Below are 22,311 nucleotides of genomic sequence, written 5' to 3' on the forward strand. Positions count from 1 at the left end.
CGCTGATTGCACCACACGTGCTGGTCACTTCACGACGGGATCCGCAAAAAGCAGGTAGTCAGGCGGCGGGCAGTGCGTCCAGGGCCACCCGCTCGGCGTCGTAGGTGTTGATGGCGACGCTGTCGAGGATCGCGTGCAGTTGTTCTGCCTGTGCGTGCGGGGCGAGTTCGGTCGAGCGGTAGATGCTCCCGGCGGCGCGCGCCTGCCGCCGCACGTGGCGGGTGCGATCCATGCGCAGGTCTTCGTAGCGACGCAGGCGGGCACCGAGTTCGTCGGTCCGGGCGCCACGCAGGACGACCGCCAGCGTCATCGCATCCTCGATGGCCTGATTGGCGCCCTGCCCGAGGTGCGGCGTGACCGCGTGGGCGCTGTCGCCCAGCAACGTGATCCGGTTGGTCGACCACCGGTCCAGCGGCTCGCGGTCGTAGATGCCCCATCGGAACGTGGAATCCATCGCGCCGATGATCGACAGCACGGTGGGGTCCCACCCGCGGTACGCGGCGGCGAGCTCGGCGACATCACCAGGGGCGGTCCAGGATTCGGTGACGGTGAGATTGGTGGGGACGAACGCCACGATATTGAGGAGATTGCCGGCCGAGACCGGGTAGGCCAGGAAGCTCTGCCGGGGCCCCAGCCACATCGAGCTGGCATTCATGTCGACGACGCCGCGCAGCCGGTCGGCGGGAATCAGCCCGCGATAGGCCATGATTCCCTCGCTCACAGGTTCGGCCGCACGTGTCACCATGCCTTGCAGGCGGGAGTGAATACCGTCGGCGCCGACCAGGAGATCCGCGTCAACGGTTGTGCCGTCAGCGAATTCGACGCGGACCCCGTCGCCGTGCTCGGTGGCCCCGACGCAGGAGCGGCCGAGGCGCAGCGCATCGGCGGGCAGTGCGTCGGCCAGTATTTTCTGGAATTCGCCGCGGTGCAGGCACCAGGTGCGGGCCGGGTCCCCGAAGCCCAGGGTCGACGGTTCTCCGGCGATCGGGTCGGACTGCCAGGTGCGGAATTGATAGTGCGTGACCGGACCGGCGATCGCCGCGACCGCGTCGCCCACTCCCAGCGTGTTCAGGATGCGGGATCCGTTCGTCGCGATGGAGACCCCCGCGCCGAGCGCTTTGAGCGCGTGCGCCTGCTCGTACACAGTCGCGTCGATTCCATTGGCACGTAAGGCAATCGCGGCTGTCAAACCGCCGATGCCGGCACCCACGACGGCGACTCGAAGTCCGGTCATGAGTTCCTCCTCAGTCCGCAATATTTGTACCGATCGATACAACATTGACTATAAATGTACCGATCGGTACAGTCAAGGGGTGGCCAGGACAGCGGACCCCGTCAAGCGCGAAGAGCTGTTGAACGGTGTGGTGGGGTATCTCGAACAGCACGGCATCGGTGAGATGTCGCTCGCGCCGATGGCCCAGGCCCTTGGTACGAGCAAGCGCATGCTGCTGTACTACTTCGGCGACCGGGCCGAACTGCTGGCCCAGGCACTGGACGCGAGCCGTCCGCAGCTGGGGGAGATGTTCGCCCGTGTCACCACCGCAGACGAATTCGTCGACGCGGCACGGACCCTGTGGCGCGAACTGACCCGGGGCGGCGAACGTCGCAACGTACGCTTGCTGCTGCAGGTCCTCAGTCTGGCGGTCACCGACGCTCAGACGTACGGCGAGGCGGCCCGAAACGCGGTCGAGGTGATGATCGCGCCGATCGCGCAAGCCTTGTCAGCGATCGGGTACCCCGACGACAATGCTTGTGCGCGTGCCACATTGGTGGTGTCGGGGCTGCGGGGCCTGTGTCAGGACGGCCTGGTCACCGCGGACCGGAAGCGGGTCGACGCCGCCGCCGAGCTGTTGATCGCAGCGGCGGTCGCCTAGGCGTCGGCCGCGAACATCCAATGCGGCGGATCACTGCTCGATACTGACTGCAATCCGCCGCATTGACGGCTACGCGGCGCGGTCGAGTCGAGTGAACGCACATCCAGGCCCGCATGGGCGGCCGGCCACCGCGATCCCGTGCCGGTGCAGGATTCGAGCGATCTTGCCCGCGGTCTGACACGGCCGGTCGAAGACCTGCCCATAGGACAGCCTGACGGTCGAACGACCGCCGACCGCGGCATCCAGGTCCCGTTCGAAATCCGCATCTCGGCTGGTCGCCGAGTCGTGGAACACCCTGCCGTCGAGCTCGACGACGAGCCGTTCACCGTACTCCGCGTCGCGATAGCAGACGCCGAGCGATGAGGCGGACCGCTTCTGGCGAGCTGCTCGCGGCAGACCGTGGGGACGCTCGACGCGGACAAGATAGCCGTGCTCAAGCACCGAGCAGGTGCCGTCGGCGATGTCGATCAGCACCGCCCGCAACCAGCGACGGCGCCTCAGCCGACCCCGCGAATCGAGAGCTTTCAGCAGCCGCCGCGCAGTGGTGCGCCGAGATTGGCAGGCATTGGCCAGGACGGCTATGGCATCGAGTTCGCGCGCAGAACGGCCGGCGACGTCGAGAGCGGCTTCCTCGTAACGCATCTGCGGCGGCCCGGCGTTCCACAGCACGCGACCGTCAAGGTGGGCGACCCGGTGAATGCGGACGCCGACCGGCTCAGCCAATGTCGACCGTTGCCGATCGACGGCGACATGGATCGGCAACGATTGCGCACCCAACGCCGATTCGAAGCACAGAGCGGCCGGTGCCGCGTAAAGCACTGCAGCCCAAGCCCGCTGCATCCAGCTCAGCGGGCCGGTGTGTTCGACATAAACGCCGCTGTGCACCCGCGCCCACTCATTGCGTCTGAGCAATCGTCGGATTTCATGCTCAGCCAGCCCCGCATCCAACGCCTGCCGACGCGAGATCACCCCATCCTGCTGCCGAAGAGCCTCACCGACATCCACGGAATCGATGCTCGTCGACCGGCGCCAGCCCCACCAGAGCCATTCGGTGACCTGTGGATAACCATCTAGGTGGCGGATCACTGCTCGATACTGACTGCAATCCGCCGCATTGACGGCGGTCGCCTAGGCGTTCGAGCGTTCCATCGCCCGCGCCACCACGCCGCGTGCCGGGCGCTGGCGAACCAGCTGCGGCCACCAGAACCAGCGGCCCATCAGCGCCGCGATCGACGGCGTCATGAACGACCGGATCACCAGGGTGTCGAACAGCAGACCCAACCCGATCGTCGAACCCACCTGGGCCACCACGATCATCTCGCTCACCACCATCGACATCATGGTGAACGCGAACACCAGCCCGGCCGCCGTCACCACCGAACCGCTGCCGCCCATGGCCCGGATGATGCCGGTGTTGATACCTGCCGGCAGCTCCTCTTTGAGCCGCGCCACCAACAGCAGGTTGTAGTCCGCCCCGACGGCCAGCAGCACGATCACCGCCATCGCCATCACCATGAAGTGCAGCTCGATCCCTAACAGGTGCTGCCACACCAGGACTGACAAGCCGAACGATGTCCCGAGCGAGATCAGAACGGTGCCCACGATCACCGCTGCCGCCACCAGGCTGCGCGTGATGATCAACATGATGATGAAGATCAGGCAGATCGCCGAGATCCCGGCGATCAGGAGGTCGTAGTTGTTGCCCTCCTGCATGTCCTTGAAGGCCGAGGCGGTGCCGCCCATGTAGATCTTCGAGCCCTCCCACGGGGTGTTCTTCATGGCCTCCTTTGCGGCCAATTTGATCCCGTCGATGATCTTGATGCCTTCCGGCGTCAGCGGATCACCGTCGTGAGAGATGATGAAACGCACCGCTTTTCCATCCGGCGAGATGAAGCTCTTCATGCCTCGCTTGAAGTCGGCGTTGTTGAAGGTCTCCGGCGGCAGATAGAAGGTGTCGTCGTTCTTGGCGTCGTTGAATGCCGTACCCATGGCGGTCTGGTTTTCCGACATCGCCGCCATCTGATCCTGCAGACCCTTCTGGGTCTGATACATGGTCAGCATCATGGTCTTCATGTTCCGCATGGTGTCGATCTGCGGCTGCATCATCGTCGCCATCTGAGGCATCAGTTCGTCGAGCCGATGCATGTCGGGCATCAGTTCCTCGATGCTCTCTGTCAGGGAGTCCACCCCGTCGAGAGCATCGAACACCGAACGCATCGACTGGCAGACCGGAATGTCGTAGCAGTGCGGCTCCCAGTAGAGGTAGTTCCGCAGTGGGCGCAGGAAATCGTCGAAATCGGCGATGTGGTCCCGAAGTTCCTTGACGTCGACGACCATCGTGTCCATCTTGCCCACCATGTTGTGGGTGATGCCGCTCATCTCGACCATGAGCTCGATCATCCGATCCATCGTGTTGATGGTCTTCTGCATCTCGTCGGCCTGCAGCAGCATGTCGTCGGCACGGTCCATCAGATACTTGCGGTTCATCGTCTGGCTGACCCCGCCCATACTCATCTGGGCCGGAATCGTGCTGAACTCCAGCGGTTCACCCTGCGGGCGGGTGATGGCCTGCACGCTGCCGACCCCGGGCACCTCGAAGACCCGCTTGGCGATCCGGTCGATCACCAGGAAGTCCGCCGAATTGCGTACGTCGTGGTCGGTCTCGATCAGCAGCAGTTCGGGGTTCATCTTCGCCGCCGAGAAGTGCCGGTCGGCGGCGGCGAATCCCTCCTGCGCCGGCAGATCGGTGGGCAGGTAGTTGCGGTCGTTGTAGTTGGTCCGATAGCCCGGCAGGGTGAGCAGGCCGACCAAGGACAGCAAGATGGTGGCCAGAAGTACCGGCCCCGGCCAGCGGACCACGAAGGCTCCCAGCCGCCGCCAGAAGCGGATTCGCATGGCGCGTTTGGGCTCGAGCACCTTGCCGAACCGGCTGGCCACCGTGATGATCGCGGGCCCCAGCGTGAGCGCCGCCAGCACTGTGACCGTCATACCGACAGCCATCGGAATGCCGAGCGTCTGGAAATACGGCAACCGGGTGAAATGCAGACACAACGTCGCGCCGGCGATCGTCATACCGGAGCCCAGCACCACATGCGCGGTGCCGTGGAACATCGTGTAGTAGGCCTGTTCTCGGTCTTCACCAACACTTCGCGCTTCCTGATATCGGCCGATCAGGAAGATCGCGTAGTCGGTGGATGCCGCGATCGCGAGGGTGACCAGAAGCTGCGTCGCGAAGGTCGAGAGGCCGATCAGTTCGTGATAGCCCAGGAAAGCCACCACGGCGCGGGCCGCGGAGAGCTCGATCACCACCATCAACAGCACCAGGATCACCGTGATGATCGACCGGTACACGAGCAGCAGCATCGTGATGATCACCGCGAAGGTGACGCCTTCGATGATCTTGACGCTGCGGTCACCGGAGATCTGCTGATCGGCGGCCAGCGCGGTGGGCCCGGTGACGTACACCTTGAGTCCGGGCGGTGGCGACAGCCCCGCGATCAGTTTCTGAACAGCCTCCACCGATTCGTTGGCCAGTGCTTCACCCATGTTGCCGGCCAGGTAGACCTGGACGTAGGTGGCTTTACCGTCGTTGCTCTGGGCACCGGCCTCGGTGAGCGGGTCGCCCCAGAAGTCCTGGACGTGCTCGACATGCTTCTTGTCGGCTTCCAGCTTGTCGACCATGTCGTTGTAGAACCGATGGGCGGCGTCGTCGAGCTTGCCGTCCCCCTGGGCCTCCAGCACGATCATCGCGGAGCTGTCGGAGTGGAACTCGTCGAACACCGTGCCGACGCGCTTCATCGCGATCACCGACGGCGCGTCGCTGGGACTCATCGACACCGAACGCATCTGGCCGACCACCTCGAGCGGTGGGACGGTGGCGCTCAGGTACGCCAGGAGAGCGATCCAGCCGACAATCACCGGAATGGCGAATCGACGGATCCATCGAGCAATCCCCGTGTGGGGAGCTCTGGAATCGGCCATCAGGAACCCTTGGTGGTCGGTGTGGGGTGAGCACGATGCAGCGGCAGGGGCGCTGTGTGAAGGCTTACCTTACTACGTGGTGTCGTTCCCCCCGTCTTACCAGACCGGGCACCGCGACGGGCCGCCAGCCATCTCAAGCAGGCACTACACGCCGGCCGGCTCGACATCGTCGACGCGGCCCAGCCGCCACCGACCTTCGCCGAGCAGTTCCAGATGCGTGTTGTGGTGGCGATGCACCGTGGTGCGGTGGGTGACGCTGACCAGCACCGTGTCGGGCAACTCGCGACGGATCAGGCTGTAGATCATGAATTCCAGCGGCTCGTCGAGTGCGGAGGTCGCCTCGTCGAGGAACACCACCTTGGGTCTGGTCAACAGCACCCGGGCGAAAGCCACGCGCTGCTGCTCGCCGGGGGAGAGCACCTTGGCCCAGTCGCCCTCCTCGTCGAGCCGGTCGACGTAGCGCGGCAGGGCGACCGTGAGCAGGGCGTCCCGGAGCGCCTCGTCAGGCAGGTCGCCGGGTTGGTGCGGATAGGACACCACGGTCCTCAGGTCGCCCAGCGGAACGTAGGGCACCTGCGACAGATACAGCGTCTCGTTGACGCCCTGCGGGCACCGCACCGTGCCGGAGGCGTACGGCCACAGCTGGGCGATGCTGCGCAACAGCGTGGTCTTGCCGGTGCCCGACTTGCCGGTGATGATCATCGCCTCGCCGGTGGCCAGGGACAGGCTCAGATCGTCGATCAACTGCTCGCCGGCCGGATTGCGCACCTCGACATCGCCGAGCTCGACCAGGCTGTCGGTGTCCGTGGCGAGTTCGGCGACCTCCAGCTTGGGCAGTGCGCGGCTCTGCTCGTCGGCGGTGACCAGTCCGTGCAGACGGATGATCGAGGCCCGGTAGCCGGCGAACGTGTCATAGGAATTGCGGAAGAACGACAACGCATCCTGGATGGCGCCGAAGGCGGCCACCGACTGATTGACCGTCCCCAGCTGGATCTGGCCGCTGAACAACCGCGGCGCCTGCAGGGCCCATGGCAGCGGGATGATGATGTGGTTCATCGACAGGTTCCACCCGGTGAACACCATGGTCCTGTTGATGAAGTGCTTGTAGTTGGTGACGACGGCGCCGAAGCGTTCCCGCAGCTGTGACCGCTCGACCTTCTCTCCGCGGTACAGGGCGACCGACTCGGCGGCGTCGCGCAGGCGCACCAGCGCGTAACGGAATGCGGCGTTGAACTTTTCGTTGTTGAACGACAGCCGGATCAGCGGACGGCCGAGCGCGAACGCGATCACGGTGGCGAAGGCGACGTAGACGAACACCGACCAGAACATCGCGCGCGGTATGTCGATGCCGAAGACGCTGAGGTCACCCGAGAGGTTCCACAGGATCGAGGTGAACGAGACGACGGACACGATCGACGAGATCGCCCCGAACGGCAGTGTGCCGTTGCTGGTCTGGTGCGGGGTGTTGGGCTGTGGCCCGGACAGGGCGGTGAACACGTCGATGTCGGACTGGATGCGCTGATCCGGGTTGTCGATGGTCTGGTCGATGAACCGGGACCGGTAATAGGCACGGCCGTCCAGCCAGTCGCCGGTGAGCCGGTCGGTCAGCCACGTGCGCCAGGCCAGCATGAACCGCTGCGTCATGAACAGGTCGATCAAGACCCGGGTGACCAGGATCGCGGCCAGCACCGAGAAGATGAGCAGTGCGATCCAGAAGCCCCTGATACCAGAGGTTCTCACCTCTTCGTTGCCGGTGGCCCAGCCCTGCACCGCCACCTGCGCGGCGGAGTACAGGTCGTTGCTCTGGTAGCTGAACAACACCGCCAGCCGCACGCCGATGATCACCGACAGCAACATCGCGGCCAGTGTCAGCCACGGCTTGAGGCTGTGCCGTCCGCTGAAGTAGGCGCCGGTGACGGTCCAGAACTGCCGGCCCCACGTGGTGAAGCGGGCGAGCAGGGTCAGCACCGCCAGGGTGCACACCGCGGTGATGGTCCAGGCCTGGGCCAGCCACCACAGGGAGTGCAGTAGCTCGGAGCTCCAATCGATCGAGGGCGAGAACGGTTTGAGGTCATTCACGAGTCATCCTCAGGATCTGCCGACTGGATTGCCAGACGTGTCTGCGTGAAGCTACCGCAGCCGATCCGCCGGGGCTCACCGCAACACCGGGATTCCGGCAAGTTCACCGGGCTGGGTAAAAGGTCCAAACTTTGGAGCTCTATTGCCGAAGTGGCGCGCCAATCCCGGTGTTCGTCGGTAGGGTGGCGTTCGTCGACAGTGCACGTCCTCACGATCGTCCGAACGGCAAGGAAACCTGTTGGTTCTCTACGAATTTCGGTGTGCGTCCGGTTGCGGCGTCACGAAAGAGATGTACTCGATGAGCGCGCGTCCCGACGTGATCGACTGCCCGGACTGCCAAGGACCGGCACGCAGGACCATCGCGGCGCCGAACCTGGGTCGCGGCAGCTCTACCGCCATGGCGTTGCAGGACGCGACGCGCGCGTCGTCCGACCGTCCTGCAGTCGTCCCCGGCCCGCCATCCGGCGGCCGGCGGCAGAAAGTCACCACCAACCCGCTTCACCAGAAGTTGCCCCGTCCCTGAAGGAGGATCAATGCCCGAGGTTGTCTTCCCGCTCGACTCGACAAAGAAGTTCACCGATCAGGAGAAGCTCGGCCACAACCGGTGGCACCCCGACATCCCGGCCGCGGTGACGGTCAAGCAGGGTGACTCATTCCGGGTGCACTGTCGCGAGTGGTTCGACGGCGCGATCGTCAACGACGATTCCGCCGACGACATCCTCAACGCGCCGTTGACGACGGTGCACGTGCTCTCGGGCCCGATCGCCGTCGAGGGCGCCAAGCCGGGCGATCTGCTCATCGTCGACATCCTCGACGTCGGCCCCATCCCGCAGGAGGACTCCGGGCCGCTGGCAGGCCAGGGCTGGGGGTACACGGGCATTTTCCCCAAGCTCAACGGCGGTGGCTTCCTCACCGATCAGTTCCCCGACGCCTACAAGGCGATCTGGGACTTCTCCGGGCAGAAGGCCACGTCGCGCCACGTGCCGCACGTGGAGTTCACCGGCATCGTGCACCCAGGGTTGATGGGCACCGCGCCCTCGACCGGGCTGCTGGCCAAGTGGAACACCCGCGAGGCCGCGCTGATCGCCACCGACCCCGACCGGGTGCCGCCGCTGGCGCTGCCGCCCGAGCCGCGCGACGCGATCCTCGGCGGGCTGACCGGGGACGCTTTCACCAAGGCCGCAGCCGAGGCCGCTCGCACCGCGCCGCCGCGCGAGAACGGTGGCAACCAGGACATCAAGAACCTCACCAAGGGCAGCCGGGTGTTCTACCCGGTGTACGTCGACGGTGCCAACCTCTCGGTGGGCGACCTGCACTTCTCACAGGGCGACGGCGAGATCACCTTCTGCGGTGCCATCGAGATGGGCGGATTCATCGACCTGCGCGTCGACGTCATCCCCGGCGGCATGGAGACCTACGGGGTGAGCGAGAACGCCATATTCATGCCCGGCAACACCGATCCGCAGTACTCCGAATGGCTGGCCTTCTCCGGCACCTCGGTCACCCTCGACGGTGAGCAGCGCTACCTGGACTCGCACCTGTCCTACCAGCGGGCTTGCCTGCACGCGATCGACTACCTCACCAAGTTCGGCTACAGCCCCGAACAGGCGTACCTGTTGTTGGGTGCCGCACCGATCGAGGGCCGGCTGTCCGGCGTCGTCGACATCCCGAATGCCTGTGCGACGGTGTACATTCCGACGGCGATCTTCGATTTCCCGGTCTCGCCGTCGGCCACCGGCCCGGTGAAAATCGACCCCGGTATGGGGGCCCCGCACTCGTCGTTCAACTGACGCGTCCGGGCACCGCTGGAGGCGGGCCGGGCCGCGGTCGAACTATCCTCGTCACCGAGACGACCGCGTGCCCGCCCCGTCCGGGGGCATGGTGCAACCGGAAAGGATCGCGCAATGACCCCGCCCCCTGGTGCCTCGCGCCTCGGCACCCGGTTCGGACCCTACGAGCTGAAATCGCTGATCGGTGTCGGTGGCATGGGGGAGGTGTACCGGGCCTACGACACGGTCAAGGAACGCATGGTGGCGGTCAAGCTCCTGCGCACCGAGATCGCCGCCGACGCGAGCTTTCAGGAGCGGTTCCGGCGGGAGTCCCGGGTGGCGGCCCGGCTGCAGGAACCGCACGTCATCCCGGTGCACGATTTCGGCGAGATCGACGGGGTGCTGTTCATCGACATGCGCCTGGTGGAGGGCGCCAGCGTCAAGGAACTGCTGCGGACCAACGGCCCGCTCACCCCGGAGCGGGCCACCGCGATCGTCACGCAGGTGGCCTCGGCGCTGGACGCCGCGCACGCCGACGGCCTGGTGCACCGCGACATCAAGCCCGAGAACGTCCTGCTCACCCCCGACGACTTCGCCTACCTCGTGGACTTCGGCATCGCGCACGTGGGCGGCGAGGCCAGCGTCACGATGACCGGTGTGCTGATCGGGTCGAGCGCCTACATGGCACCGGAGCGGTTCTCCGGCGGCCCGGTCGGGCCCGCGGCCGACGTGTACGCCCTGACCTGCCTGCTCTACGAGGTGCTGATCGGCCGGCCCCCGTTCGAGACGGGCGACCTGCGCCAGCTGATGAGCGCCCACATGTTCTCCCCGGCGCCGCGGCCCAGCATCATGCGTCGTGGCATCCCGCGCGCGTTCGACGAGGTCGTGGCCAAAGGCATGGCCAAGGATGCCGTCGACCGCTATCCGAGCGCAGGGGAGCTGGCCAAGGCTGCCCGCGACGCGGCCGGTTCCGCCGCGGCTCCCACGCCCGCCCCGCCGCTGCTGCCACCCACTCCCGCGCCGGCCCCGCCGCGACTCACCCCGCCGCCGCAGCCACAACCGCAGGCGCAGCCACCGGGCACCCGCGAGTTCTCGTCGATCTATCCCAACCCGGACCACACCGGCTTCACGCCGTACCCACCGGCACCGCCCGTGGTGCAGACTCCGCCGCCGGCGACCCGCAAGCCCAGGCTCAGCCGCGCCCAGCTCACCCTGATCCTGGTGACGGTGGGACTGTTCGGGATCGCGGCCGTGCTGGCCGCGGTGCTGGCCAGCGGCGGCGACGGTGCGTCCACCCGCGAGACGCTGACCGCACCGACCGCGCCCAGTGCGACGTCAGAAGCGCCGACCACCACCACGACCACATCCGGTTCGGCGACCGCCAACGTCAGCGGCACCGACGCCCAGGGCTTCGTCGACCACACCGCGCGTTGCCCCGCGGGCAGCACCCCGGCCGCCGTGATTCGCACCGAATCCTCGCTCGCGGTGATCTGCCAGACCGGCCCCGACAGCTTCTCCTACCGGGGCGAGCGGCTCAGCGATGGCGCCAACCTCCAGATCCCGACCGCGGAACGGTCCGGCAACGGCTTCGTGGCCGTCAACCCCGCCGACGGCGCCCGCTATGAAGTCGGGCCCGACGGCCTCACGATCAGCAGCTACGGCAAGGTCGATTCGTCCGAACCGCCTCTGGAGTACGGCGAGCGCTGACCGGGGCGTACACCGCAACCGGATTGGTCTTTCCCTTGAGCGCCAGGCCCGGCCGGGGCTCGAAATCGCCTCGGTCGCTGCTGAGTTGGCTCAATGTGGCGCCGGTGAGCAGCACGGTGTCGCCGGTCTGGCGGGTCGCGGTCTCGACGCGGGCGGCGACGTTCACCGCGTCGCCGATCACCGAGAATTCCAAACGTCCTGCGCCGCCCACGTTTCCGGCGATCACCGGGCCGGAGTTCAGGCCGACGCCGACGGTCAGGCTGCCGCTGAACTCCTCGTGCACCGCTTCGGCGATCTGCAGCGCGGCGCCCAGGGCGTCGTCGGCGTGACGGTCCTGGTGCCGGGGCGCCCCGAACACCGCCATCAGGCCGTCGCCCGCGTATTTGTCGACGTGGCCGCCGTGGTCGTGCACGATCGGCACAATCCGCTCGAACAGCCGGTTCAGGGTGGTGACCACCTCGGTGGGTTGCAGGCGTTCGGCGAGCGTGGTGAATCCGCGGACGTCGACGAACATCAGGGTGACGTCCAACTCCTGGGCCTCCAGCGATCCGGCGGCCCGCAGGATGTGTTCGGCCACATCGCGATCCACGTAGGTGCCGAAGGTGTCGCGGATCCGTTCCCGCTCGGCCAGGCCTGCCGTCATCGTGTTGAATCCGGCTTGTAGCCGCCCGATTTCGCTCGCGTCGTCCACCTCGACCCGAGCACCGAAATCGCCCGACTGCACCTGGGCCAGGGCCCGACGCAGCGCGGTGACCCGTTCGGTGACCGAACGGATGGCGATCAGGATCGCGAACAGGCCGACCACCAGCGCCACCGCCACGAGGATCAGGATGGCGGCGAAAGTGCGCTGGTCCCGGAAGCCGACGTCGGCCAGATATCCGACGGCGAGCACGGCGATGCCGAACAGCGGAACGCCCGTCGCCAGCAGCCAGGCCATCACCAGCCTGCGACCGATGGTCGGACCGAAGCGGCGGTCCGGGGTGGCACCGTCGAGGGCCCTGGCGGACACCGGCCGCATGACCCGTTCGACGATCAGGTACCACACGGCGCTCGTCGAAATGCCACCCAGTGCAACCACGCTGAAGATGTACACCGCCGTGGACACCTGCTGGGTGAGCGCCAGCGACCCGAAGGTCACCGCCCCGACGCCCCACACCGCCGCCGACAGTCGCACCGCCTCACCCGAGGCGCCCAGCGTCATCCGCTGTTCCTCAGCGGTGGGTGGACGGCCTGCGCTGAGCCAAGCCGTGCTGGCGGCGAACCGGCGCCGCCGTACCCGCAGCATCACCGGCACCGCGACCGCCAGGAACACGATGAGGACGGTGCCGCCGCGCGTCAGCAGGCGTTGAGTGTCCGCTGGGCTCAACACGATGGGCGCGGCGAAGGCCAGGAAGGCGCCGACGATCCCGCCACCGCCGGCGCTGACCACCGCAGCGCCCCACACCCACCGCTTGAACGTCTGATCGCGAAGTTCTGCCCCGACGTCGTCACGGGCGACGACGATGGGGGCGCCGAGGTGGGCCAAGCCGTGGGCGGTGGCGTCCATGGCCAAAGCGTGCGCGCAGCACGCGGACGCTCGATAGGGTAGTCGGCTACTTGTTTCCCGCCGGCACGCCAAGCGGCACCGGCCCTTTAGTCTGGAATCGGACGCACGACGCGGATCGCACGAACGGAAACGAGGGACGCACATGTTGGTAGTGCTCGGTTACGACGGGTCCCTGGCGGCCAATGCGGCGATCCGCAGCGGCGCCGCACTGTTCCCGGCCGCAGACGCGGTAGTCGTCTATCTGTGCACGCCGCCGTTCGGCAGCAAGGGGTTACGGGCCCGGTTGCGCCATTCGGCGCGCAACGTCGACGAGTTGATCGACCTCGTCGACAGCGAGAGCGAGGGTGAGGCCGCGCGGCTGGTCGACACCGGCGTCATCCTGGCGCGGGCCGCGGGGTGGAATCCCGAACCGCTGGTCAAACGGACCTGGGCAGGGGAGGGTCTCGGATTGGCGCAGGTGGCAGAGCAACTCGAACCCGACGTGTTGATCGTCGGTGCCCGCGGCATCGGGGCGACCGACTCGAAGCTGGGCAGTGTGTCCGACCTGGTGGTGCATCACGCGCCCCGTGCGGTGCTGGTGGTGTCCCAGAACATGATCTCGGCCGAGTACGCCGCGGTGGCCGATGGCCCGGTCGTGGTCGGCGTCGACGGTTCAAAGGGTTCCGATCGGGCGCTGGCCGCGGCCGGTGAGCTGTTCCCGGGCCGCGAGGTGGTCTCGGTCGGAGTGGACGACGGCAGTGCGGTCGACGTCGCAGCCGAGCAGCCCGCGCACCGCGTGCCCAGGTTCCGCGGGTCCGGTGCCGGAGCCACCGCCGATGCCCTGGTGGCTTTTGCTGAAGATCAACGGGCCGGTGTGGTGGTGGTCGGCTCCCGCGGGCGCTCGGCATTGAAGAAGGTGTTGCTGGGCAGCGTCGCCACCGCCACGCTGCAGCGGACGTACCGGCCGGTCCTGGTAGTCCCGGGCGGCTGACGGCAGGCGCTGCCGTGGTTCCCGGCCGCCCGGTGCGGCCGGGTATCTCGACGTGGTAACAGATCGATCGCGATCGTTGCTGGGCAAACCACATCAGCCTCTGTGGCAACTATTGTCACAGTGAAATGCGCTCCGGGGACAGCGCGCCGATCCGTTTTCCGCGTCAGCCCGAAAGGTGCGTCATGCCGGCTCTTCGTCGACTGGTGACCTTGGTGTCCGTCTCCTCCCTCGTCCTGCTGGTCTCTCCGGTGGGCGTGCCCACGGCCGGCGCCGACCCCTGTTCGGTCCCGACGGGCGCCTCGGCACGTTCTGCCACGCCGTCCGTGCCACAGCTGCCGATCCTGCATCTGCCCATCGGCCGCAAGCCGGTCAGCACCGCGAGCACCCCCGAGGCGGCCAAGGACACCGCCGTCGCCCCCAACACCGCGGCTCGGGCCGCCGCCGCACCTGCGGCATCGGCGGCCACCCGGGTCGGCTGGATCACCGGACCCAACAGCGACAGCTACGCGCGTTTCGGGATCTCCGGGGCCGACCTCGGGATCGTCTGGGACAACGGGCAGACCGGTGCGAACAACCAGGTGCTCATCGCATTCGGCGACACCTTCGGCAATTGCAGTGTGCCCGACCAGGAATGGCGCAAGAACACGCTGTTCCGCAGTTCCGACCGCAACCTCGCGGACGGGATAACGGTGCCCAACCCGGTGCCCGGCAACATCTATGCCGGCTCGCCGGTGGATGCCGCCCGGCCCAATTTCTCCCGGCAGGTGATCCAGAGCCTCGGCCTGGCCGCCACCGAGGTCACGATCATCCCGACCGCCGGAATATCAGTCGGCACAACACAATACGTCAACTTCATGTCGGTCAGCCAGTGGGGCTCGGCCGGTCAGTGGTCGACGAACTTCTCGGCCGTCGCCGTCTCGAACGACAACGGCGAAACCTGGACGGTGCCGGTCACCAGCATCCGGCCCAGTTGGTTCAACACCGTTCCCGGCGTGGCATTCACCTGGGGCGACCAGAACTTCCAGATGGGCGCCTACGTCCGCTCCGGCGGCTACGTGTACGCCTACGGCACCGGAGCCGGCCGTGGCGGCATGCCGTTCCTGTCCCGGGTGGTCGAGTCCGCGGTGGCCGACAAATCGGCATACGAGTACTACACACCGTTCGGCTGGCTCAAGAACTTTCCCTTCCTGGCCGTACAGGTGGTGTGGGCGCCGGGCAGCGAGATGTCGGTGGCCTGGAACGACTACCTGAAGAAGTTCGTCATGCTCTACACCAACACGACCTCGGCGGTGGTGATGCGCACCGCGGACAAACCGGAAGGACCGTGGAGCCAGGCCAAGACCATCGTCAGCTCGACGGCGATACCCGGTGGCATTTACGCGCCCTACATTCACCCGTGGTCGACCGGCAGCGACCTGTACTTCACGCTGTCACGCTGGTCGGACTACAGCGTCATGCTGATGCGGACCTCGCTCAGCACCGGTAGTTAGCCGGGCCGCTCGCCACGCTCGGCCGCGCGCTCGGCCGCCCGGGAATGCTCGGCGGCTGAGACCACGACCGCGTCGGGACCGGGATAGACCGTCGCCTCGTGGCCGGTGACCAGCCACCGCACCACATAGGGCGGGGACCCGTCCTCGGTACGCACTTCGAGGATCTCGGCGTGCTGTTCATGCTGATCGGTGGTGGTGCCTTTGACGACCAGGTAGTCGCCGACGTGCGCCTTCATCGTCCGCTCCCTTCGCCGTACCCGGCGGACACCTCTATCGTGCGCGCGCCGGGCCGCGGAAGGAACCGGGCAAGGCGAAGATTCAGAATCGGGCGGTGCGGCGGATCAGCACCCCACCGGATCCCACACCTTGTTGGACCGCACCGTGGTCAGCCGATAATCGGTGACCCTGATGTCGAACAACCGGGCACCCAGATCCCGCGCGCGGGACAGCGGGTCGGCCGGGTCGCAGGCGATCTCGCCACGACTGTTGGCGTTGCCGACCACGACCCCGGCGAGGCTCTGGTCGAGATACCTGGTCAGCTCCTGGAACTGGGCGATGACCCCTGCCGTGGCCCCGACGTAGCTTTCCTCGCAGGAGATCAGCACACCCACGGTCTTGTCGGTGATACCGCCCACCACCTGCTCCTGCTGCGGTGCGCTGTTGGCGGTGTAGCAGAACAGCCGGTCGAAGACCGTCTTGAGCCGGGCCGGCATACCGTAGAAATACAGCGGCATCGCGTAGATGATGCCGTCGGCGGGCAACATCTTTTCCAGCAGCAGAGATTCGTAGCGGTCGTCGAGGGAGCACAGCCCGTCGGTCGTGCGGCAGCGTCGGCAGTTGGTCAGCATGCGGTCCACGTATTCGTCGAGGAACACGTGCTCCACGTCGTGTCCGGTGGATTCCGCACCGGCACAAGCGGCTTCGGCGAGCAGGTGAGAATTGCCGTCTTCGCGCGGGCTCGCGCTGATCACCAGAACTTTCATCGATTCTCTTCCGCGGCGGTAGACGCGCACCACCACACGCGTCGGGATCAGGGGTTGGTGTGCGGTCCAACACTGAGTTCGGTGAAGTTCATTCCTTGTTCAGCCTGCTGTCTTACCCGCGTCCACGATGTAGACCGCACCGTGCACCGCGGTGGCGTCGTCACTGGCCAGGAACGCGATGGTCTTGGCGACGTCGGCGACATCCATCATCCCGCGGGGTGCGGCGATCCTCATGATCAGATTCCAGTCGGCGTTCTCCGGTGCGGCGAACTCGGTGGTCTGCGGGGTGAGCATGCCGCCGGGACACACCGCGTTGACGCGAAGGCGTTCCGAGGTGAACTCGATCGCCAGGGCGCGGGTGAGGCCGACCAGCCCGTGCTTGGCCGCGCAGTATCCGGCCGAGTAGACCTCGCCCTCGATCCCGGCGATGGAGGCGACGTTGACGATGTTGCCGCCGGCCTCCAGCAGATGCGGCAGCGCGGCCCGGCACAGGAAGAACGGGCCGTTGAGGTTGACCGCGAGGTCCTTGTCCCAGTCCTCGTCGGTAACCGACACGGTGTGGCGCATCTGGTGGAATCCCGCCACGTTGATCAGAGCGTCGAGGCGGCCGAACTTCTCGATGCACTGCGAGACGGCGTCCCGGCAGGCTTCCGAGGAGGAGATGTCCACCGATGCGTAGGCCCCGCCGGGCACATCTTCGAACACCGTCGCCATCCGCTCGGCGTCGCGGGCGACACCGAACACCTTCGCGCCACGCGCCGCGAACAATTGGGCAACCGCCGCGCCGAGACCCGATGAGGCACCGGTGACCAGCGCGACCTTTCCATCCAGAGCAGTCATGGCTCACACCTTCTCATGCGGCCTGGCCGGCGGAACCGCGGCCAGCAGGGTGCGGGTGTATTCGTGCTGAGGACGGGTGAACAACTCGCCTGCGGGGCCGTCCTCGACCACCTCGCCGGCCCGCATCACCAGCACGTCGTGACACATCCGGTGCACCACCGCCAGATCGTGCGCGATGAACAGGTAGGTCAACCCCAGCTCGCGCTGCAGTTCGGTCAACAGGTCGAGCACCCGTGACTGCACCGAGACGTCGAGGGACGCGGTCGACTCATCGAGGATGAGCACGTCGGGTTCGGTGGCCAGCGCGCGGGCGATGCTGACCCGCTGGCGCTGTCCGCCGGACAGCTCGTGCGGATAGCGTGACGCGAAATCTGTTGGCAGTCCAACGAGTTCGAGCAGTTCGGCCACGCGTGCGGCGCGGCCGCGGCGCCCGGCGGCCAGCCGATGCACACGCAGTGGCTCGCCGATCGCGCCGCTGACCCGGGCCCGCGGATCGAGTGAGGCGAACGGATCCTGGAACACCAGGCTGATCCGGCGGCGCAGGGCCCGCCCACCGGCGAAGACATCCTTGCCGTCCAGAGTCGCAGTCCCCGCAGACGGCTCCGCGAGCCCGGTCAGCGCGGCGGCCACCGTCGACTTGCCGGAGCCCGATTCGCCGACGATCCCCAGCGTCGTCGCACGCCGCAGCTCGAACGAGACGCCCTTGACGGCATGCACTGCGCCGTAGCGCACGTCAAGTCCCTTGGCCTGCAACAGCACCGGTGCGTCGTCCGGCGCGGGATCGGGCCCGGCGCCGTCGAGGAGTGGGCGCGCCGCCAGCAACTCCCGGGTGTAGGCGTGCTGCGGATGGTCAAACACCTGCAGGATCGGGGCCTGCTCCACGGTCTCGCCGTCGCGCAGTACGGTCACCTCATCGGCCACCTGGCCGATGACCCCGAGATCGTGACTGATCCACACCACCGCGGTGCCGAAATCCCGCTGCAGATCGGCCACCAGCTCGATGATCTGGGCCTGGGTGGTGACGTCGAGTGCGGTCGTCGGCTCATCGGCGATGAGCAGTTCCGGATCGCACGCCAGGGCGATCGCGATCATCACCCGCTGGCGCTGCCCGCCGGACAGCTGATGCGGATACGCGCCCAGTCGATCCGGGGACAGGCCGACCGCGTCGAGCAGCTCGCCGGCGCGGTCACGCGCCTGTCGCCGGGTCATATTGCGGTGGGTCTCAAGGCTTTCCGTGATCTGGCGCTCGAGGGTCAGCAGCGGATTGAGCGACGTCCCGGGGTCCTGGAAGACGAACCCGATGCGGCTGCCGTGCACCGCGCGCAGCGCCCGCGCCGACGCGCCGATCAACTGTGACCCACCGGCCAGGGTGCTGGTGCCGCTGACCACCGCCCCTGGCGCGTCCAACAGACCGGTGGCCGCCAGCACCGTCATCGATTTACCCGATCCGGACTCGCCGACGATGCCGACAGTCTGCTCGCGCTGCACGTCGAACGACACGCCCCGCACGATCTCGCGGCGACCGATCGCCACCCGCAGGTCGTTGACCCTGAGTATGGGGTTCACCGGCGACCCGCCCTTCTCGCCTCGATCGAGGTGCGCTGTTTCGGATCGAGCACGTCGCGCAGCCCGTCCCCGAACAGGTTGAACGCCAACACCATCACGAAGATCGCCGCGCCCGGGAACACCGCCATCCACCACGCCAGGGTGACGAATCCCTGGGCGTCGAAGATCATCCGGCCCAGCGACGGCTGCGGTGGCTGGATACCCAACCCCAGGAACGACAGCGCGGCCTCGGCCAGGATCGCGAAGGCCAACGACAGCGACAGCTGAACGATCAACGGCCCGGCGATGTTCGGCAGGATGTGCCGGAACAGGATGTAGCCGTCACCGGTTCCCATGCTCCGCGACACCGCGACGAACGGTTCCACCCGCACGCCCAGCGCCGAGGCCCGGGCCACGCGCGCGAAGATCGGGATGTACACGATCCCGATGGCCAGCATCGTGGTGGTGATACCCGGCCCGAGCACCGCCACGATCGCCAGCGCGAGCAGCAATACCGGGAAGGCGAACATCACGTCGACGACGCGCATCACCACGGTGTCGATCCAGCCGCCCCGGTAGCCGGCGAGCACGCCGACCAGCACGCCCACCACCGCGGCCAGAGCGACCGAGACGATCGCGACCCGAAGCGAGGCGGCGATCGCCACCAACACGCGTGAGAACACGTCTCGGCCGAGCTCATCGGTGCCGAACCAGTGGGAGGCGCCCGGCCCCTGCAAGGCACTGGGCACGTCGATGTCGTTGATGCCGTATGGGGCGATCCAGGACGCGGACACCGCGACGATCAGCACCGCCAGCAGCACCGTGGCGCTGATGGCGGTCACCGGATTCGACAACAGCAGCCGCCAGGACGCGACGCGGGAACTATCGGTGGTGGTCATGACAGCCGGATCCTCGGGTCGACGATCGCATACAGCACATCCACCAGCAGGTTGATCAGCAGGAACAGCACCGCGATCAGCAACACCGCACCCTGGATCACCGGATAGTCTCGTGCGGCAACGGAATTGAACACCAGACGGCCCAGGCCCGGCCAGGCGAACACCACTTCTACCACGATGACCCCACCGAGAATGGTGGCCAACTGGATACCGGTGATGGTCAACACCGGCAGCAGGGCGTTGCGCACGATGTGTCGGAAGGTGACCACCGGCGGCGCCAGGCCTTTGGACCGCGCGGTGCGGACGTAGCCCATGGCGGCGACCTCCAGCACCGCAGAGCGCACATAGCGGGTCATGATGGCGCCGGCCACCAGGCCGACGGTCAGCCCGGGCAGGATGATGTGGCGCAGCCATCCGCCCGGATCCCCCAGCAGTGGGCGGTAACCGGAGGTGGGTAGCCAGCCCAGCGTCGAGGCGAACACGCCGATCAACAGGATGCCCAACCAGAAATCCGGTACCGATACCCCGAACTGACTGGCAACCCGCACGATCGCATCGCTGACCCGGCCCTCGCGCAGTGCGGCGAAGATCCCGGCGGGCAGCGCGACCGCCAGCGCGATGAGGATGCCGACCACCCCCAGGGACAACGTGGCGGGCAACCGGTCGAGGAGGGTGACCGTGACCGGATCGCCGTTGCGGAAACTGACGCCGAGATCGCCGGTCAGTGCCGACCCGAGATAGGAGAAGAACTGCTCGACGATCGGCCGGTCCATGCCGCTCGCGGTGCGCAGTGCGTCGTAAGCCTGCGGTGTGTACCGGGTGCCGAGCGCGATGCGCACCGGGTCGCCCGGGACCAGGTGCACCAGGGCGAACACCACGATAAGGACCCCGATCAGCACCACTGCCGAGTACAGCAGCCGGCGGATCAGGAACTCCACGATCGGATGATTCGAACGGATCCCGCTCAAGTTCATGGGGTTTCACCTCGATCGAGATCGGCGGTGCGGAACCGGACGGCGCCGTCGCGGCGCACCTGGTACCCCGACAGGTTGTTGGCCCAGGCCTGGATCACCGAGGGGTTGTACAGGTAGATGTAGCTGGCCTGATCAGCGATCCGCGTTGCGGCCTTGGCATAGATGTCTTTTCGCTTGGCGACATCGGTTTCGGTCCGGCCGGCATCGAGCAGTCGGTCGACCTCGGGGTCGGAGAACTTCTGTGCGTTGCTCGTGCCCTTCGTGTGGTGCTGGGCGTAGTAGAAATCGTCCGGGTCGATGTTTCCCAGCCAGCCCATCATCAGCATGTCGAAGTGGCCGGTGTTCTGTTCGTCGAGCCAGGTGGCGAAGTCCACGGTGCGGATGTTCACCGTGATACCCAGGGGCGCAAGGTTGTCGGCGATGATCTGGGCCGCGGTCACGGTCTCCGGGTACTCGCTGGTGACCAGCATGTCGAGGTCGCGTGGTGCGGCACCGGCCTGTTCGAGGAGGCCTCGCGCCTCATCTATGGAGAAGCGGTATCGCTGATAATCGGTGAACCACGGGCTGCCGCGCGGGATCGCCAGCTGGTTCACCTCCGCGGTGCGGTAGCTGGTGGCCGCGGCGATCGCGTCGCGGTCGATGCCGTAGGCGATGGCCTCGCGCACCCGTGGGTCGTTCCACGGGGGCCGGGCCTCGTTGAGAGCCAGATACCAATAGTCGTTGCCCGGTGTGACTGCCAGTGTCAGTGAGTCGTCGTCGCGCAACTGGGCGACCCGCTGTGGCGGCACCGAATCCGTCCAGTCGATCTCGCCGGCCTGCAGCGCCGACAAGGCCGTCGTCGGCTCGGAGATGAATCGGAACGTCACTCCGGAAACCGGGGGAGCGCCTCCCCAATAGTGTGGATTGGCCTTGAGCGTGATGGAGTCACCGCTGCGGCGGCCGGCAAACGAGAACGGGCCGGTGCCGATCGGATGGGTGGCGATCTGCCCGCTCTCGACGTTGGCGCGTTGCACGATCGCCATGCCCTTGAAACCACCGAGATTCGTCAGCAGGTTCGGGGTGGGCTGGCGGACCGTGATCCGCACGGTCGCCGGGTCCGGCGCGGTGACACCGGTGACGGCGCTGAACTTGTCGACGTTGGTCAGCTGCTCATCGATGATGCGCCGATACGAATAGACCACGTCGTCGGCGGTCAACGGGGTGTCGTCATGCCAGCGCACGCCGTCGCGCAAGCGGAAGGTCCAGGTGAGCTGGTCGTCGCTGACCTCCCAGGAGCGGGCCAGCGCAGGCCGCATCTCCAGGTTCTCGGCGGGCTCGACCAAGGTGTCGAACACGTTCTCCAACACCTCGAACGAGAAGTAGGCGCTGGTCCGGTGCGGGTCGAGCTGATCGGGTTCGCCGGCGATGGCCGCGATGAGATTGCCCGCCGAAGCGTCACCGAGGTCCACCCGGCTGCCGGTGGAACAGGCAGCCAGCACGAATACCAGCACTGCCGCCAACGTTTTCATCGCTGGTCGTGTCGTCACGATTACTCCAGGATCACCGCGGGTGATCCGCCGTACGCTCACCCGCTGGGGCCGTCACGGGGGCCGGTCCGAGGCATACCGACCCATACCGATGACGACGCTGATGAAGACTGCGATACTCACCCATT

General features: G+C 66.9%; 18 protein-coding genes. 6 read left to right on the top strand and 12 right to left on the bottom strand.

Annotated features, from left to right (window positions below; translation table 11 throughout):
* Positions 1-58 precede the first annotated feature (58 nt).
* Complete coding sequence (locus tag G6N57_RS17560) at positions 59-1,234, bottom strand: FAD-dependent monooxygenase (protein ID WP_077741256.1); 1,176 nt, start codon at positions 1,232-1,234, stop codon at positions 59-61.
* 79 nt (positions 1,235-1,313) lie between these two features.
* Between G6N57_RS17560 and G6N57_RS17565 the strand changes: the two genes are divergently transcribed.
* Positions 1,314-1,874 carry a TetR/AcrR family transcriptional regulator gene (locus tag G6N57_RS17565; RefSeq protein WP_077741255.1) on the top strand — a complete coding sequence of 187 codons (561 nt, stop codon included), beginning with the start codon at positions 1,314-1,316 and terminating at the stop codon, positions 1,872-1,874.
* Between the two features lie 69 nt (positions 1,875-1,943).
* On the opposite strand, the gene G6N57_RS17570 is transcribed toward G6N57_RS17565, so the two are convergent.
* The 3 genes from G6N57_RS17570 to G6N57_RS17580 all read right to left on the bottom strand — a co-directional run bounded on the left by G6N57_RS17570 (position 1,944) and on the right by G6N57_RS17580 (position 7,934).
* Positions 1,944-2,879 (bottom strand): type IV toxin-antitoxin system AbiEi family antitoxin domain-containing protein, encoded by a 936-nt coding sequence (locus G6N57_RS17570; protein ID WP_077742024.1) that lies wholly within the window; start codon positions 2,877-2,879, stop codon positions 1,944-1,946.
* Between the two features lie 123 nt (positions 2,880-3,002).
* A complete protein-coding gene (locus tag G6N57_RS17575; protein ID WP_077741254.1) occupies positions 3,003-5,855 on the bottom strand; it encodes an MMPL/RND family transporter in 2,853 nt (950 codons plus the stop codon).
* Positions 5,856-5,999: 144 nt separating this feature from the next.
* Positions 6,000-7,934, bottom strand: coding sequence for an ABC transporter ATP-binding protein/permease (locus G6N57_RS17580; protein WP_077741253.1), 1,935 nt, complete (start codon positions 7,932-7,934; stop codon positions 6,000-6,002).
* Between the two features lie 298 nt (positions 7,935-8,232).
* On the opposite strand from G6N57_RS17580, the gene G6N57_RS17585 reads away from it, so the two are divergent.
* From G6N57_RS17585 to G6N57_RS17595, 3 genes are all read left to right on the top strand, one after another.
* The gene (locus G6N57_RS17585) at positions 8,233-8,457 is read left to right on the top strand and encodes an FmdB family zinc ribbon protein (protein WP_163646642.1); all 225 of its coding nucleotides are present in this window, start codon (positions 8,233-8,235) and stop codon (positions 8,455-8,457) included.
* 10 nt (positions 8,458-8,467) lie between these two features.
* Positions 8,468-9,724 carry a formamidase gene (gene fmdA, locus G6N57_RS17590; protein ID WP_097926340.1) on the top strand — a complete coding sequence of 419 codons (1,257 nt, stop codon included), beginning with the start codon at positions 8,468-8,470 and terminating at the stop codon, positions 9,722-9,724.
* A 114-nt stretch (positions 9,725-9,838) separates the two neighbouring features.
* A complete protein-coding gene (locus tag G6N57_RS17595; protein WP_097926339.1) occupies positions 9,839-11,410 on the top strand; it encodes a serine/threonine-protein kinase in 1,572 nt (523 codons plus the stop codon).
* Here the strand turns inward: G6N57_RS17595 and G6N57_RS17600 are convergent.
* Entirely contained in the window at positions 11,352-12,956 is a 1,605-nt protein-coding gene (locus tag G6N57_RS17600) for an adenylate/guanylate cyclase domain-containing protein (RefSeq protein WP_077741249.1), read from the bottom strand. The two genes, G6N57_RS17595 and G6N57_RS17600, sit on opposite strands and share 59 nt — an antisense overlap.
* 142 nt (positions 12,957-13,098) lie before the next feature.
* Here G6N57_RS17600 and G6N57_RS17605 point away from each other — a divergent pair, with 142 nt between their 5' ends.
* On the top strand, positions 13,099-13,926 hold the full coding sequence (locus tag G6N57_RS17605; RefSeq protein WP_077741248.1) for a universal stress protein: 828 nt from the start codon (positions 13,099-13,101) through the stop codon (positions 13,924-13,926).
* A gap of 182 nt (positions 13,927-14,108) precedes the next feature.
* Positions 14,109-15,416 carry a glycoside hydrolase family 183 protein gene (locus G6N57_RS17610; RefSeq protein ID WP_077741247.1) on the top strand — a complete coding sequence of 436 codons (1,308 nt, stop codon included), beginning with the start codon at positions 14,109-14,111 and terminating at the stop codon, positions 15,414-15,416.
* Here G6N57_RS17610 and G6N57_RS17615 read toward each other — a convergent pair.
* The 7 genes from G6N57_RS17615 to G6N57_RS17645 all read right to left on the bottom strand — a co-directional run bounded on the left by G6N57_RS17615 (position 15,413) and on the right by G6N57_RS17645 (position 22,165).
* Positions 15,413-15,652: a DUF1918 domain-containing protein gene (locus tag G6N57_RS17615; RefSeq protein ID WP_077741246.1), complete on the bottom strand. Its 240-nt coding sequence runs from the start codon at positions 15,650-15,652 to the stop codon at positions 15,413-15,415. The genes G6N57_RS17610 and G6N57_RS17615 overlap by 4 nt on opposite strands.
* A 105-nt stretch (positions 15,653-15,757) precedes the next feature.
* Positions 15,758-16,399 (bottom strand): flavodoxin family protein, encoded by a 642-nt coding sequence (locus tag G6N57_RS17620; RefSeq protein ID WP_077742023.1) that lies wholly within the window; start codon positions 16,397-16,399, stop codon positions 15,758-15,760.
* Positions 16,400-16,498: 99 nt separating this feature from the next.
* Positions 16,499-17,239 carry an SDR family NAD(P)-dependent oxidoreductase gene (locus tag G6N57_RS17625; RefSeq protein ID WP_077741245.1) on the bottom strand — a complete coding sequence of 247 codons (741 nt, stop codon included), beginning with the start codon at positions 17,237-17,239 and terminating at the stop codon, positions 16,499-16,501.
* A 3-nt stretch (positions 17,240-17,242) separates the two neighbouring features.
* The gene (locus G6N57_RS17630; protein ID WP_077741244.1) at positions 17,243-18,805 is read right to left on the bottom strand and encodes a dipeptide ABC transporter ATP-binding protein; all 1,563 of its coding nucleotides are present in this window, start codon (positions 18,803-18,805) and stop codon (positions 17,243-17,245) included.
* Complete coding sequence (locus tag G6N57_RS17635; RefSeq protein WP_077741243.1) at positions 18,802-19,683, bottom strand: ABC transporter permease; 882 nt, start codon at positions 19,681-19,683, stop codon at positions 18,802-18,804. Before G6N57_RS17635 ends, G6N57_RS17630 begins: the two co-directional genes overlap by 4 nt.
* Entirely contained in the window at positions 19,680-20,657 is a 978-nt protein-coding gene (locus tag G6N57_RS17640) for an ABC transporter permease (RefSeq protein WP_077741242.1), read from the bottom strand. Before G6N57_RS17640 ends, G6N57_RS17635 begins: the two co-directional genes overlap by 4 nt.
* The gene (locus G6N57_RS17645; protein WP_077741241.1) at positions 20,654-22,165 is read right to left on the bottom strand and encodes an ABC transporter substrate-binding protein; all 1,512 of its coding nucleotides are present in this window, start codon (positions 22,163-22,165) and stop codon (positions 20,654-20,656) included. The genes G6N57_RS17640 and G6N57_RS17645 overlap by 4 nt, the downstream gene beginning before the upstream one ends.
* Between the last annotated feature and the right edge of the window lie 146 nt (positions 22,166-22,311).

It is taken from the genome of Mycolicibacterium boenickei (assembly GCF_010731295.1).
Taxonomy (GTDB): Bacteria; Actinomycetota; Actinomycetes; order Mycobacteriales; family Mycobacteriaceae; genus Mycobacterium; species Mycobacterium boenickei.

Excerpts from the sequence above, each read along its gene's own strand:
- G6N57_RS17560 (WP_077741256.1), bottom strand. The coding sequence starts at position 1,234 with ATGACCGGACTTCGAGTCGCCGTCGTGGGTGCCGGCATCGGCGGTTTG.
- G6N57_RS17575 (WP_077741254.1), bottom strand. The coding sequence starts at position 5,855 with ATGGCCGATTCCAGAGCTCCCCACACGGGGATTGCTCGATGGATCCGT.
- G6N57_RS17585 (WP_163646642.1), top strand. The coding sequence starts at position 8,233 with ATGAGCGCGCGTCCCGACGTGATCGACTGCCCGGACTGCCAAGGACCG.
- fmdA (WP_097926340.1), top strand. The coding sequence starts at position 8,468 with ATGCCCGAGGTTGTCTTCCCGCTCGACTCGACAAAGAAGTTCACCGAT.
- G6N57_RS17595 (WP_097926339.1), top strand. The coding sequence starts at position 9,839 with ATGACCCCGCCCCCTGGTGCCTCGCGCCTCGGCACCCGGTTCGGACCC.
- G6N57_RS17600 (WP_077741249.1), bottom strand. The coding sequence starts at position 12,956 with ATGGACGCCACCGCCCACGGCTTGGCCCACCTCGGCGCCCCCATCGTC.
- G6N57_RS17605 (WP_077741248.1), top strand. The coding sequence starts at position 13,099 with ATGTTGGTAGTGCTCGGTTACGACGGGTCCCTGGCGGCCAATGCGGCG.
- G6N57_RS17610 (WP_077741247.1), top strand. The coding sequence starts at position 14,109 with ATGCCGGCTCTTCGTCGACTGGTGACCTTGGTGTCCGTCTCCTCCCTC.
- G6N57_RS17615 (WP_077741246.1), bottom strand. The coding sequence starts at position 15,652 with ATGAAGGCGCACGTCGGCGACTACCTGGTCGTCAAAGGCACCACCACC.
- G6N57_RS17620 (WP_077742023.1), bottom strand. The coding sequence starts at position 16,399 with ATGAAAGTTCTGGTGATCAGCGCGAGCCCGCGCGAAGACGGCAATTCT.
- G6N57_RS17625 (WP_077741245.1), bottom strand. The coding sequence starts at position 17,239 with ATGACTGCTCTGGATGGAAAGGTCGCGCTGGTCACCGGTGCCTCATCG.
- G6N57_RS17635 (WP_077741243.1), bottom strand. The coding sequence starts at position 19,683 with ATGACCACCACCGATAGTTCCCGCGTCGCGTCCTGGCGGCTGCTGTTG.
- G6N57_RS17640 (WP_077741242.1), bottom strand. The coding sequence starts at position 20,657 with ATGAACTTGAGCGGGATCCGTTCGAATCATCCGATCGTGGAGTTCCTG.
- G6N57_RS17645 (WP_077741241.1), bottom strand. The coding sequence starts at position 22,165 with ATGAAAACGTTGGCGGCAGTGCTGGTATTCGTGCTGGCTGCCTGTTCC.